The organism is Levilactobacillus koreensis JCM 16448 (genome assembly GCF_001435525.1).
GTDB lineage: Bacteria > Bacillota > Bacilli > Lactobacillales > Lactobacillaceae > Levilactobacillus > Levilactobacillus koreensis.
Map to the genome: position 1 here is coordinate 101,703 of NZ_AZDP01000089.1, position 11,820 is coordinate 113,522.

Sequence of the window (11,820 nt, forward strand, 5' to 3'; positions counted from 1 at the left end):
CCTGACAGTCGGAGTGCGGCAATTTCACACTATCTTAATGGTGCGAATCCTTGCTGATACTGGGGCGAGACAGGTATTTCATCTTTCAACCTTCAGAAGCTAAGTAAAAATCGCGTAAAAAGGGCGGTAACCGCTATGAGTGGGTTGCCGTCTTTTACTGTGAAAAATTAGTCTTGTGGAGGCGTTGTCCTGAAAGTTAAGCGAACCGTAAACTGCCGATTGCCAGTCTTAATTGCCAGTTTTCCGCCTAAGGTGGTTACTAGAGATTGCACAATGTTTAGTCCCAAGCCAAGACTTTCTGTGGAGTGGTCGTCGGTGGTGTAGAACTGCTCAGTCGTCACAGAATTCCCTGGCGAAGTTACCGCAGTTTCGTTTTGAAATTCGAGACAGATATGCTGATCATCCAGAGGTGCTAAGCTAACGGTCGCCGAGTTTTGCGCATATTTCAGCCAATTACCCACAAGATTTTGAATGATTCGTTGGAGTAGTAATTGGTCGGTCGTCAACGTGATATTTGCGGTGATATTTGGTGTAACGGTAATCTGTTTAGCATTCAAATCATCAAAGAAGCCAAACAGTTCTTGCTCCAGAAAATGGGAGACGTTCACTGATTCCAGGTTTAAATGATTCGCCTTGGTGCGTACTAAATTAAAATCCATCAGGTAGCGTAAGTAGTAGTTGACGGACGCTAGGTTGTTCAGCACGCGTTGCAGGTTAGTTGGCGTGGCGGCGGTTGGCTTTTGCTGAATCAATTGAACATAACCCGTGGCCACGGTCAACGGCGTTTTAATGTCGTGCGTGAGGTTAAGGAGCATTTGTTCCAGGTGATGTTCGCGTTGGTATTCCGTTTGCTGGAGGTTTCGCGTCTGGCTGAGCATTTGATTCAGGGCCAAGGCCAGTCGTTGGATGCCGCCAAAGTGAAAATTACTCGTGACGCCAGCATTGGTGGTGTGGGTATTGATATAGGTGAGATCCGTTGTGATGTGATGTAGTGCGCTGATCAGCTGACTCAGGATAATCACAAGAACCAGGACTACCAAGACTAATACGCCGATAATAAAAGTTAACATGAGCCCCTCCTTATCAAACCAGTCGGACGCCGATGCCCCAGACGGAGACGATATAGTGTGGTTGTTCAGCCAATTCATTTAGTTTGATCCGTAGATTACTGAGATGAACGTTAAGGGTGTTCTCGGCATCTTGATAGGGTTCACCCCAGACCGCTTCATACAGCTGAGCCTTTTCAAAGACCTGGTGGGGTTCCTTGAGGAGCAGCTTCAGTAGGTTGAATTCTTTTTTGGGTAAAACTAAGGGCTGGCTGGCAACCGTGATATGATGGGTGTTGCTGTCCAAGCAAATTTCGTTAAACTTTAACACGTCATGCGTTGGCTGAATCGCCGATGGCAACGCGCGTAGTTGAACTTGAATACGGGCCAATAGTTCATCGATGTCGAACGGTTTGGTCAGGTAATCGTTGGCTCCTGCTTGAAGTAAGGCAACCGTTTTGGTCTTCGACTGAATGGCGGTCAGAACCAGGATGGGCACACTAGAGGTTTTACGAATCGTCTTAAGGACGCTTTCACCGGTAATGTTCGGCAACATCAGGTCTAGAATGATTAAGTCGGGTTGCTGATCGTTAAAAACTTGTAAGGCACTGATGCCATCTAAGGCAGTTAAAATTTGGTAGGTGGGGCTGAGGACATCGTGCAGGAGGTCCTGAATATCGGTATGGTCTTCCACGATTAGAATTTTGTGCATTGTTTTTAAAAGTCTCCTTAAGGTACGTTTCAATTATAGTCGAATTGGTTCATCGTCACAATTTAGGTTAAATTAAGGTTTATTTATACCGGGGCTTTAGAAAGCCGCCGTATATTAATCAGTGTTGAGAACGCTGAGGGGGGGAATTCATTATTAGCGAGAATGTTTTAGTCATCAAACATGTCAGCAAGCAATTTGGGGAATTTCAGGCGCTGGCTGACATTAGCATGACCGTCAAGGCAGGGGATATTTACGGTTTAATTGGCGAAAATGGGGCGGGGAAGACCACGCTGATGCGGTTGATCACTGGGCTATCTCATTTAACCGCGGGAAAAATCACCCTGTTGGGCGAATCAGTGGGTCACTATCGCCATGCCCTGCGACGAACGGGGGCCATCATTGAGAATCCCGTTGCCTTTCCCAATTTGACCGTTAACCAAAATTTGAAGCTGTGTGCGATTCAACATGGCCTTGCCGAACCGCAATTGATTCCGGAGGCACTAGAGTTTGTGAATCTTACAGCTAAACAGGCGACCAGGGCTAGCCAGTTATCACTGGGGCAACGACAACGACTGGGCCTTGCCCTGGCCATCTTACCCCGCCCAGACTTTTTGATCCTGGACGAGCCTATCAATGGCCTTGATCCAAACGGGATTATCGAATTCCGTCAATTAATTAAACGGCTGAATGAAGAGCGCCACACAACCATCTTGATGGCGAGTCATATTTTGTCGGAATTGTATCAGGTCGCTAACCGATTTGGGATTATTCGTCATGGTCAATTGATCAAGGAGCTGACCAAGGCAGAGTTGGACGTTGTCAATCAGTCTGGTCTGGAGATTACGGTAGATCAGGTGACACTCGCGGGGCAGGTCTTAGACCGTGAGGCTATCGGTGAGTTTGCGATTCTCGATGATCATCATCTCATCATTCACCATACTGCGCTGTCGGCCGCAGTGATTAACCGGACACTGGTCGAAAATAGGGTTGCCGTTTCGGCAGTCGTTCAGCGTGAGAGTTCGTTGGAACAGTACTATACCAGGTTGATTGCGGAGGAGGACCAAGCGGATGTTGAATCAGATTAAGGCAGATGCTTATCGTCAAATGCACAGTCGCGGGATTTATTTCACGCTCGCTGCCGCTATCTTCTTAGGTGGAGTGATTACGTTTAATGGGAGTTTCTACGGTATCATGGTCAGCTCGACCACCATGCGTCGACTGGGGGCAGCCAATTGGTCGGCGTTGACTGGTCTGAGAAGTGCCACGTTGTCAGCAACGACGCTGCTGTACCTAGCGATTGCCTTGCTTGTGCTGGTGATTGGTCAGGAATTTTCTAAGAAGGTTTATAAAAATACTTTAGTCTCGGGGATTTCACGACTAGCCTTTATGACCAGCAAGTTTATGACGCTGCTGGTCGATGTGTTTGTCCTGACACTTAGTTACTACGCGGTTGTTATTCTGGTTGGCAAATTAACCGGTTGGTCAGCAGGGGCACCACTGCTCACTCTGGTACAAACGCTAGGTATGATGTTGCTGACAATTTCTCTCTTTATTGACGCGATTCTCAGCATGGGCGTCATCATCTTGACTTTGACGGATTCAATCGTGACTGCGGCGCTATTTATAACGTTGTGGCCGGTTTTAGTTGCGACCTGTTCGGACATGTTGGGGTGGCAATGGCTGATGTACATTGATTTTACCGATGTTGTTCAGAAGATAGCTTTGGGAACGTTGAAGATTACCGAACTGGTTCCGTACCTGGTCGTTTGTCTGGTCATCATTATCGCTGCGGGTGGGGTTTCGGCGGTGATGTTACAGCGTAAAGAATTATAGGGGAGGTAGTAGTAGGTGAGTAAGCGTAAGGTGAAAGGGTTAATCGCCATTCTAATTGTTGTGTTTTTAGGTGTTGAAACCGTCAAGATAGCTCGAATACCACATCATTTAACGACTCAGCAAGTTTTGCAACGATTCAGTTGGCATGTAAACACGAAGCAGGGCTCTGCTGGAATTGCTAAGTTTTCTAAATCAACGATGGAAATTACTGGTGACCATTCTAGTCATCATTATCGCTACTCGGTTGATGATTATAATCAGGCGTTAAGCATCAGGAGTGGCAGTCTTAAGGGGCGGTACGCCATGAAAATGGATACGATTGATTATAAACTGGTTCCCCAAAAAGGTCAGCGGGGGCAGAAGGATATTCGATTGATTAGAATCGATTGATGGGGGCAGAGAAAATGCTGTTTTTGTTAGAATTACCTTTATTTCTGTTACGGATGGGATTACTGATGTTCAGATTACTTTTTCACTTATTTTGGATTGTTCTGATAGTGATTCTATTAGTTGGCGTCCTGGGTTGGAAGGTTATCTTACCAATTGTTTTTTAGCAGACGTTAGAACTTACAATATGAACTTTGGGTCTGGGATAAAAGTCCCAGATCCGTTTTGTGTTCCGAACGTATATGGTCGCAACGTGCGATGAAAGGCAGTCAACTCTGTCCCACTCCTTTTTGACTGGAATCTTTATCCTTTCTTTATGGTTACTGGTCATTCAATTTACACTTAATCGGTAAGCTATTATTTGTAGAAACGAAAAGGGGTAGTGAATATGCCAGAAACAATCTTAAAAATTCAAGATGTTGTCAAAACTTACGGACAACGCACGGTCATTGACCACGTCTCCTTGGAGATCAAGCGGGGAATGATCTACGGCCTGATTGGTGAAAATGGTGCGGGTAAGTCGACTATCATGCGGTTGATCATGGGATTGACTCACTATGATAGTGGTGAGATCACTCTATTTGGTCAGCATGATCCAGCCGGTCTGCGTGCGGGGCGGCGAAAGATTGGGCAGTCGATTGAGACGCCGGCACTCTATCCGGAGCTTAGTGCCTACCGCAACATGGCGGTCCAAGCTGCGAATGCTGGTGTTGGTGAACAGGAGATTCCGGACCTGTTAGATCAGATGGGATTGGCCGATACGGGTAAGAAAAAGGTCAAAAACTTTTCGTTAGGTATGCGGCAACGATTGGCCATTGCGCAAACCTTGATCAGCCATCCGGAGTTATTGATATTGGATGAACCTATCAACGGACTGGACCCAGCGGGAATTATTGAAATTCGCAACATTATCCAAAAATTAGCGACAGAACGCGGCATGACGGTGCTGATCTCAAGTCATATTTTGGATGAGCTTTCTCAGGTAGCCACGGATTACGGGATTCTGCATCACGGCCAATTGATTCAGGAGCTCTCGAAAGACCAATTACAGGAAAAAAGCCGCCGGTATATCGACTTGGAGGTTGCTGACACGCAACGAGCAGTTGTAGTTCTCGACCAAGCACAGATCAGGGATTACTCGGTGATCGATGACCGCCATTTGCAAATCTTCACGGTGGTTGATATTCCACAACTCAATCGGCAGTTGGTAGCGGCAGGAATCGATGTCTATCGGATAGGCATGACGAATCAGAAGCTAGAGGATTACTTTATGTCGATTACGGAGGGCTAAAACATGTTAAACTTATTGAGAGCGGATCGCATCAAGTTGCAGGGTGGTCGAAAGTTTTGGTCGGTTGCCATGATTATGTTGGTTTTACCATTCTTTCAGTTGTTAAATTCGATTTCGAAGGACCACTATCAGGGCGGCTTGCATTTGCAAGTTGACCAAGTCATTAATGGGGCAACTGGTGTGCTGATGCCATTGAAAAGTAATTTACTCATTCTATTAATCTTTTGTGCGTTTATCAGTTTTTATATCGGTGAAGAATTTCAAAGCGGGACGATTCGAAATGCACTATCGTTGGGCGTTAGTCGGCTGAAATATTACTCAACTAAACTGGTGATTGCCTGCGAACTAACGCTCGGGGCAGTGATTCTCGTCACCGGACTCAGTATGATTGGCTTTGGATCGGTTTACGGCTTCGGTGAGGTTGCCGGGGTGGACAACTACGGCCAGTACTTCTGGTTAGTTGCGTTGACACTGTTTCTCCTGATTTTTTCAGTGGTTGCGGTCTACGTGGAAATTAGTTTCATGCTACAATCGGTTGGCGTTGCCATGATGTGGTCATTTATTTTTACGATTGCTATGGGGTTCATCCCCGGTATTTTTCAGAAGTTTGACGGCTTGAAATCGTTGACTTGGTGGTTCTCAGAGAGTTACTTGTTCTATACAAGTTTTACGACACCGGATGTTTTGAATCTGGTGCCTAAGATGATCACTGTTAGTGTGGTGACGATTTTAATTGCGAGTGGTATTGGTTACGCCGTGTTTAACCGTTCCGATATCAAATAATTCAGGAGGTGATTGGTCGTGACAACTACTTTGTTAATTATTGAGGATGACGCGGCCGTTCATGCTCTATTAAAGGAAACGTTGACGTTGCAGCATTACCAGGTGCTGGACGCCTTTTCTGGAACAGAAGGACTCCTCCTATTTCAACAGCACGCCGTGGATTTGGTGCTATTGGATCTAATGTTACCAGGCCTGGCGGGTGAAGAGGTTATTCGGCGGATGCGTCAGGCCTCGGGAGTGCCGGTGATCACACTGTCTGCCAAGGTCGATCAAGCGACGAAATTAGACCTGTTGACGCATGGTGCCGATGATTACGTGACCAAGCCATTTGACATTGAGGAGCTACTGGCACGAATTTCAATTCAGTTACGTCATCACCAAGCAGATAGCAGCACTTCTCAGACGCTAACGTATCACACAATCGTGGCTAATTTAGAAACACGCGTCGTGACGGTGGCGGGACAACCGATTCATTTGACGAGCCGGGAGTTCGCGATTTTAGTCTTGCTGTTACGCCACCCGCAAAAAGTGTTCAGCCGGACTAATCTATATGAAAGCGTCTGGCAGGAGCCTTACCTGGCCAGCGACAAGACGGTCAACGTGCACGTCAGTAATTTACGGTTGAAGCTGAATCGTAACGGCGGGCAGTACATTCAGACGGTGTGGGGCATTGGGTTTAAGCTGGCGTAGGAGGCGGAAGTGATGTGGGTGGTCGTGATAGTCATACTGATGGTAAGTTTAGGCCTTGGCGGCTACTTGTTTTTCTTAAAACGTCAAATTCGGCAGCTGACCCTAAAAGTTCGCTCGTTACCCAAGTCGGCAGGATACGGTGGCCGGCTCTTTGTCGACTTCCGGGAAGACAACTTGATTGACCTGGTCACGGCCCTTAACGCGATGGTCGATGATTTTGAACGTGAAAATAGTCGTAACCGGCGCGCAGAAAAACAACTGCAATTGTCTATTACGGGCTTGTCGCACGATTTACGGACACCCTTAACGGCAATCAACGGTTACGTTCAACTGCTCCAGCAGGTCGACGACCCGGACAAGCGAGCACAGTACCTCACTAGCATTCAGCAGGCTGTGTCCCGGTTGATGACGATGACGGATGGGTTTTACGACCTCACGCGCTTAGATGCACAGCAGAAGCGGGCAACTTTAAAACCAGTTGCCTTGAGTGACCGGGTGGAAACGGAATTCCTCGGCTTTTTTGAACAATTTGAGGCCAAACAGATTCAGGTCGCGTTTGACCCAAGCACAGCACCAGTTATGGTCCAGGCCGACGACCAGTTACTCACGCGAGTTTTGCAGAACATCATTCAAAATGCGCTGCGATATGCACAGAACACGGTGACCATTAGCTATCAACCAGCGGACGATTGGGGCGTGGTCTGCGTGAGCAATGACGTCGCTCCCGATAGTCACCTCGCCATTCAGCGAGTCTTCGATCAATTTTACACGGCGTCGGCCAGTCGCACCAATCCCGAATCAACTGGATTAGGATTGTACCTTTCGCGCCAATTGGTGCTGGCAATGGGCGGTAAGTTGACCGCGGAGTTGGTAGCTGGCCAGTTTACAATTCGATTGGCGTTGGCGAAGGTTGCGGACTGAGTAACAAGCTACATTGGTGGGGTATTGTTTTTTGCGGATATTGGAAAATAAACAAGATCGAAACAATGGTTCAGTCAGTGGGATAGGTCATTGACTGAACCATTTGTGATTTTTGAGGCTTAGAATTTTTCACTTCTCAACGGTGTAGGTTAGACTAAGTAATTGATTTGAAGGAGGGAATCTCTATGGACAAGCGGGCCGAAATCATCCGCAGATATTTTGAGCTTTCGGATTTAGCATCAAATGATGAGCGCGCTCTGAATGAAATAATGACGCTCTTTTCAGATACAGCCGTCGTTAAGGGCGCAAATGGGCTTGTTGCCGATACACCAGCAAAGATGACAAGTTTCTTTGTGCATTTTTTTCAAGACAATCAGAAGCTGCGTCATCTTTGTCAGGTTACTGTGGTTAATGGTACCTACAAAGCCGAATGGGCCGTGGCTGGCCGCAAAAGTAGTGGGAAGCTGTTTGCCTTTCACGGCTTTGACACGTATCAATTTGACCAAAGCAATCACATCACTTACCTGCAAGTTGAAATTCGAGAGTAGAAATTGAATCAGGTTGGTTATCAGTAAAAAATGGTTCTAGAAATCAGCAGGTGATTCTAGAACTGTTTTTTAGTTAGTGAGGTATAACGGCATCAAGGGTACGACTGTTTAATTGGGAAATTATGCTGGCGAAAGTTGCGGACTGAGTAACAAGCTAGCTTTTGGTGGGTTAGCTTGCCGATTGTTTTTTTGCGTCCCCCAAGGATAGCCGTTCCGGATGCCACTGCTTAATTTAGTCCAATTTCAGGTCCTTTTGCGGTAAACTTAAGATAGTAAGCAAATTATGCTAAGGAAATCGAGGGAGCCGTATGTTAAAAGATAAGCAGATTGTGTGGGCTATTCACCAAATGGAAGCAGATATTGGACCAGTGGGACCGTCGCTGGATTCACGCACGCCCTTTCAGTATTTGATTTCAGTGATTCTCAGTGCCCAGGCAACGGATGTGTCGGTAAACAAGGTCACGCCGATCTTATTTGCCAAGTATCCCGAACCAAAAGACTTGATGGTCGCCAATGTAACCGACGTTGAGCTGATCATTAAGAGCGTCGGTCTATTTCACAACAAGGCGCGTAATATCATCAAGACGGCGAGAATCGTCCATGAAGAGCTCAACGATGTGGTTCCGACTGACAGGAAGGGGATTATGGCATTACCGGGGGCCGGACGAAAGACGGCCAACGTGGTCTTGAGCGATGTCTTTGAGCAGCCGACCTTTGCGGTGGACACGCACGTTTCGGCAATCTCCAAGCGGCTGCATTTTGTCGGCCAGTCGGCATCCCCCTTGCAGGTCGAGAATAAAATCGTCAGTGTTCTCCAACCAGAGGAGCTCCACCAAGCGCATCACACCATGATCGAATACGGCCGGAAATATTCGATGAAGCTGACGCCCGAAAAAGAGGTCTGCCAGTTGATTATCGACTGTGACAAGCTGAATGAGGAGAACGAAGCTGAAGTATAGAATTAGCAATGTGTTTCAAATGTTGTGGCGTTATTGAATACACCAAAAAGCGCCCCGATTTAAGACTCAAGCATCCGGTTAAGTTCGTCGCAACTATGGGCCACGTTTTCAGGGGCCTTGTTTCCACTGACGACATCGGTCATTTCAAGGATAGATGCAACTACATCCTCAGATGGTTGTGCACAGCGTGTTGGTAGGGCATTCTTAGTGAGTTCACTTTGAACATGAATCTTAATATCATGATCAATTCGGTCGGTTTCTTTACCCTTGGTTTGCATGAGCAATCGCCTCCAAGAACTATTGTACATCATATGACGTACCAATTAACTAAAGCACTTTTGAAGAAAGTGTCTAGTCAAAATTACGACAGGTTTATTGTGCAGTGTATTCAGCTCAAAGTTTTTAGAGACTTGCGGTCCCCAATACGCTATGATAGAGAGTGAGCAAAAGATCCCTGAAGGAGGCCATCGACATGGCAGATGTCTTACTAGTCATTGATCTTCAAAATGGCGTTTGTTACGGCGAACAAACCGCAGCGAATATGCCACAAGTCATTGCGGGTGTTAACGCACGCATTGCAGCGTACCGCAAAGCAAAGAAACCAATTGTTTTTGTCCAGCATACGGATGAAGACTTGGTGAAAGGAACCCATGATTGGGAGCTGATTCCCGAACTGGATTACCGCGACACGGACCCCCTCGTATCCAAGACCCATGCGAACGCCTTTTACCATACCAATTTACGGCGGGTGTTGACCAGTTTTGCCACCGAATCACTAGAAATCTGTGGCGCGCAGGTCGAGTACTGTGTCGACACGACCGTTAAAGTGGCCCACGGTATCGGCTACGATTTGCAAATGACTCGCGGGTTAGCAACCACAGTAGACAATAAATTTATGACCGCTGAACAAACGATTGCCTTTTTCGAGGGCATCTGGAATCATCGCTTTGTGACGATGCTAGAACCTTAGTCGGCACTATAAAGACGCTCTGAGCTGAATTATCGGCCTAGAGCGTCTTTTGGTTTACCGTGTTCGTCTAAACAGCCAGAACAGAGTGGCGACAATAAAAACAACTAATAAAGCACGCAGTCCCCAACCAATCAACCACAGGGTAAGTAGCTGCGGTAGAAGTTGAGACCAATCAATCGTTAAGCTAGTCAGCATATTTGGTCATCCTCCTGATTGTAGGTTAATAGAATTCGACCGGCGGCGTGGCCGTCTACCAAACGATGTTGGGCGGTCCGAACGGCAGTAAAGGGCAATTCTTCTTGAATAACGGCTGTTAATTTTCCATCTGCGAGTTGGGTCAATAGCCACCGGTAATCGCCCGGGGTAATTGAACCGTTGACAAAGGTGAAGGCCTGCTGCGGAAGTTGTGGCCGATAGTGAGGTAGCGCTAACGAAAGAATGCTGACCGGTCCTAGCAACGTTGTTAACTGGTTTAGTAAGCCGGTCTGTCCAGCGAGGTCGATGATTTGATCAACAACGGTTTTTGAGTCCAGCTGTTCAGCTAGTGATCGGTCGTAATCCAGCACCTGATCCGCTCCCAGATCAGCGAGTAGGTTGTGGCGACTAGAATGGCCGATTGCGATGACGTGGCAACCGGCTAACCGGGCCAACTGAACAAGGTAGGTGCCAACGCTGCCCGTGGCTCCAGTGATCAACACGGTTTCTCCCGCCTTGAGATGGTTTTCCTTTAGGGCAAAGTAAGCAGCATCTGCACCACCGATGATTGTCGTGGCCGCGGCCAAGGAGACGCCTTTGGGCACTGGAAACAGGAGGGGTGGTAACGTCGAGAGCACCTGTTCTTGATGACTGCCGGTCAACTGAATGCCAATCACGGGTTGGTTAAGCAATTGGCGGTTACGTAGGCGGCCGACCTCGCGAACAATGCCGCCGAAGCCATAGCCGACAACGATGGGTAATCTGACGGGCCGCAGCTGTTTGAGCTGACCAGTCTCAGTAAGCACGTCGTAGGGCATCACCGGTGTGTAGCGAGTCTCAACTCTGACCGCGAGTGGATTGAGTAACCGGGGTAGCGGCTGGGAATCGAATCTCAGGGCGTCGATACCTTGATAAGACGTTTGCACGATAGTTTGCATTAGGCAAACACCTCCCGGGAGGATTCTGCGAGGACAATTAGGGCTTGGAGCTTCTGGGCGAAGGCTTGTTTGGCGATGGGCGCAAGCAACTGTAGTGGAATAGGAATTGCGGTCGTGTGTGTCACCTGCAGTTCCTCAGTGAGACTGGTCTGGGTCGCGTCTCCAGTCAAGGTGAAGACTAGATCGTAAGCTAAACGACCACCGTGGCTGTGATAGATGACTTGACTGGCTGTTGCGGCGACGGTTACCCATTCACGTTCGTTGAGCGCCGGTGACCGCCGGGTGAGTTGGACCTCACCATCGGTGGCTGGAACAACTTGCGTAATTTCGTCGTCCCACAGTGGCAGGTTCTCCGGGTGAACTAGGATTGCGCGTAGCCGATTCAGCTGAGCGTGAGTGACGATAACGTTTTGAAATAAGTTTTCTGACATTTAAAAAGACCTCCCTTAATTGGATGGCCTTACCTTAACCGCTTTTTGTGACGATTAAAAATGGCGAATTTTATAATCAAGTTAGCCACTTAGAATTTAGACCAAAATAAATACAC

General features: G+C 47.5%; 16 protein-coding genes. 10 read left to right on the forward strand and 6 right to left on the reverse strand.

All coding sequences use genetic code 11. The annotated features are described in order from the left end of the window. Positions 1 to 167: 167 nt before the first annotated feature. Both FC99_RS08370 and FC99_RS08375 read right to left on the reverse strand, forming a co-directional pair. On the reverse strand, positions 168 to 1,070 hold the full coding sequence (locus tag FC99_RS08370; protein ID WP_048736060.1) for a sensor histidine kinase: 903 nt from the start codon (positions 1,068 to 1,070) through the stop codon (positions 168 to 170). A gap of 13 nt (positions 1,071 to 1,083) precedes the next feature. Continuing rightward, positions 1,084 to 1,758 (reverse strand): response regulator transcription factor, encoded by a 675-nt coding sequence (locus tag FC99_RS08375; RefSeq protein ID WP_048736059.1) that lies wholly within the window; start codon positions 1,756 to 1,758, stop codon positions 1,084 to 1,086. Between the two features lie 152 nt (positions 1,759 to 1,910). On the opposite strand from FC99_RS08375, the gene FC99_RS08380 reads away from it, so the two are divergent. The 9 genes from FC99_RS08380 (at position 1,911) to FC99_RS08420 (ending at position 9,170) form a co-directional block, all read left to right on the forward strand. Next, positions 1,911 to 2,843 (forward strand): ABC transporter ATP-binding protein, encoded by a 933-nt coding sequence (locus FC99_RS08380; protein ID WP_048736058.1) that lies wholly within the window; start codon positions 1,911 to 1,913, stop codon positions 2,841 to 2,843. Then, the gene (locus tag FC99_RS08385; RefSeq protein WP_048736057.1) at positions 2,827 to 3,591 is read left to right on the forward strand and encodes an ABC transporter permease; all 765 of its coding nucleotides are present in this window, start codon (positions 2,827 to 2,829) and stop codon (positions 3,589 to 3,591) included. Before FC99_RS08380 ends, FC99_RS08385 begins: the two co-directional genes overlap by 17 nt. A gap of 15 nt (positions 3,592 to 3,606) precedes the next feature. Further along, positions 3,607 to 3,981 carry a hypothetical protein gene (locus tag FC99_RS08390; protein WP_048736056.1) on the forward strand — a complete coding sequence of 125 codons (375 nt, stop codon included), beginning with the start codon at positions 3,607 to 3,609 and terminating at the stop codon, positions 3,979 to 3,981. A 385-nt stretch (positions 3,982 to 4,366) separates the two neighbouring features. After that, positions 4,367 to 5,269, forward strand: a complete 903-nt coding sequence (locus FC99_RS08395) for an ATP-binding cassette domain-containing protein (RefSeq protein ID WP_048736055.1) — start codon at positions 4,367 to 4,369, stop codon at positions 5,267 to 5,269. 3 nt (positions 5,270 to 5,272) lie between these two features. Then, the gene (locus tag FC99_RS08400; protein WP_048736054.1) at positions 5,273 to 6,052 is read left to right on the forward strand and encodes an ABC transporter permease; all 780 of its coding nucleotides are present in this window, start codon (positions 5,273 to 5,275) and stop codon (positions 6,050 to 6,052) included. A 12-nt stretch (positions 6,053 to 6,064) separates the two neighbouring features. Beyond that, complete coding sequence (locus FC99_RS08405; RefSeq protein ID WP_048736053.1) at positions 6,065 to 6,742, forward strand: response regulator transcription factor; 678 nt, start codon at positions 6,065 to 6,067, stop codon at positions 6,740 to 6,742. A 12-nt stretch (positions 6,743 to 6,754) separates the two neighbouring features. Further along, positions 6,755 to 7,663, forward strand: coding sequence for a sensor histidine kinase (locus FC99_RS08410; RefSeq protein WP_048736052.1), 909 nt, complete (start codon positions 6,755 to 6,757; stop codon positions 7,661 to 7,663). Positions 7,664 to 7,848: 185 nt separating this feature from the next. Next, the gene (locus FC99_RS08415; protein WP_048736051.1) at positions 7,849 to 8,211 is read left to right on the forward strand and encodes a hypothetical protein; all 363 of its coding nucleotides are present in this window, start codon (positions 7,849 to 7,851) and stop codon (positions 8,209 to 8,211) included. Between the two features lie 308 nt (positions 8,212 to 8,519). Then, positions 8,520 to 9,170: an endonuclease III domain-containing protein gene (locus FC99_RS08420; RefSeq protein ID WP_048736050.1), complete on the forward strand. Its 651-nt coding sequence runs from the start codon at positions 8,520 to 8,522 to the stop codon at positions 9,168 to 9,170. Between the two features lie 59 nt (positions 9,171 to 9,229). Here FC99_RS08420 and FC99_RS08425 read toward each other — a convergent pair whose 3' ends face one another. Next, positions 9,230 to 9,448 carry a hypothetical protein gene (locus FC99_RS08425; protein ID WP_048736049.1) on the reverse strand — a complete coding sequence of 73 codons (219 nt, stop codon included), beginning with the start codon at positions 9,446 to 9,448 and terminating at the stop codon, positions 9,230 to 9,232. 194 nt (positions 9,449 to 9,642) lie between these two features. Here FC99_RS08425 and FC99_RS08430 point away from each other — a divergent pair, with 194 nt between their 5' ends. After that, on the forward strand, positions 9,643 to 10,140 hold the full coding sequence (locus FC99_RS08430; RefSeq protein ID WP_048736048.1) for a cysteine hydrolase family protein: 498 nt from the start codon (positions 9,643 to 9,645) through the stop codon (positions 10,138 to 10,140). Between the two features lie 54 nt (positions 10,141 to 10,194). Here FC99_RS08430 and FC99_RS13860 read toward each other — a convergent pair whose 3' ends face one another. The 3 genes from FC99_RS13860 to FC99_RS08440 are packed head-to-tail and all read right to left on the reverse strand — an operon-like array spanning position 10,195 to position 11,704. After that, positions 10,195 to 10,335 carry a hypothetical protein gene (locus FC99_RS13860; RefSeq protein WP_156166955.1) on the reverse strand — a complete coding sequence of 47 codons (141 nt, stop codon included), beginning with the start codon at positions 10,333 to 10,335 and terminating at the stop codon, positions 10,195 to 10,197. Beyond that, the gene (locus FC99_RS08435) at positions 10,329 to 11,273 is read right to left on the reverse strand and encodes a zinc-binding dehydrogenase (RefSeq protein ID WP_048736047.1); all 945 of its coding nucleotides are present in this window, start codon (positions 11,271 to 11,273) and stop codon (positions 10,329 to 10,331) included. Before FC99_RS08435 ends, FC99_RS13860 begins: the two co-directional genes overlap by 7 nt. Next, the gene (locus FC99_RS08440; protein ID WP_048736046.1) at positions 11,273 to 11,704 is read right to left on the reverse strand and encodes a hypothetical protein; all 432 of its coding nucleotides are present in this window, start codon (positions 11,702 to 11,704) and stop codon (positions 11,273 to 11,275) included. The genes FC99_RS08435 and FC99_RS08440 overlap by 1 nt, the downstream gene beginning before the upstream one ends. Positions 11,705 to 11,820 lie beyond the last annotated feature (116 nt).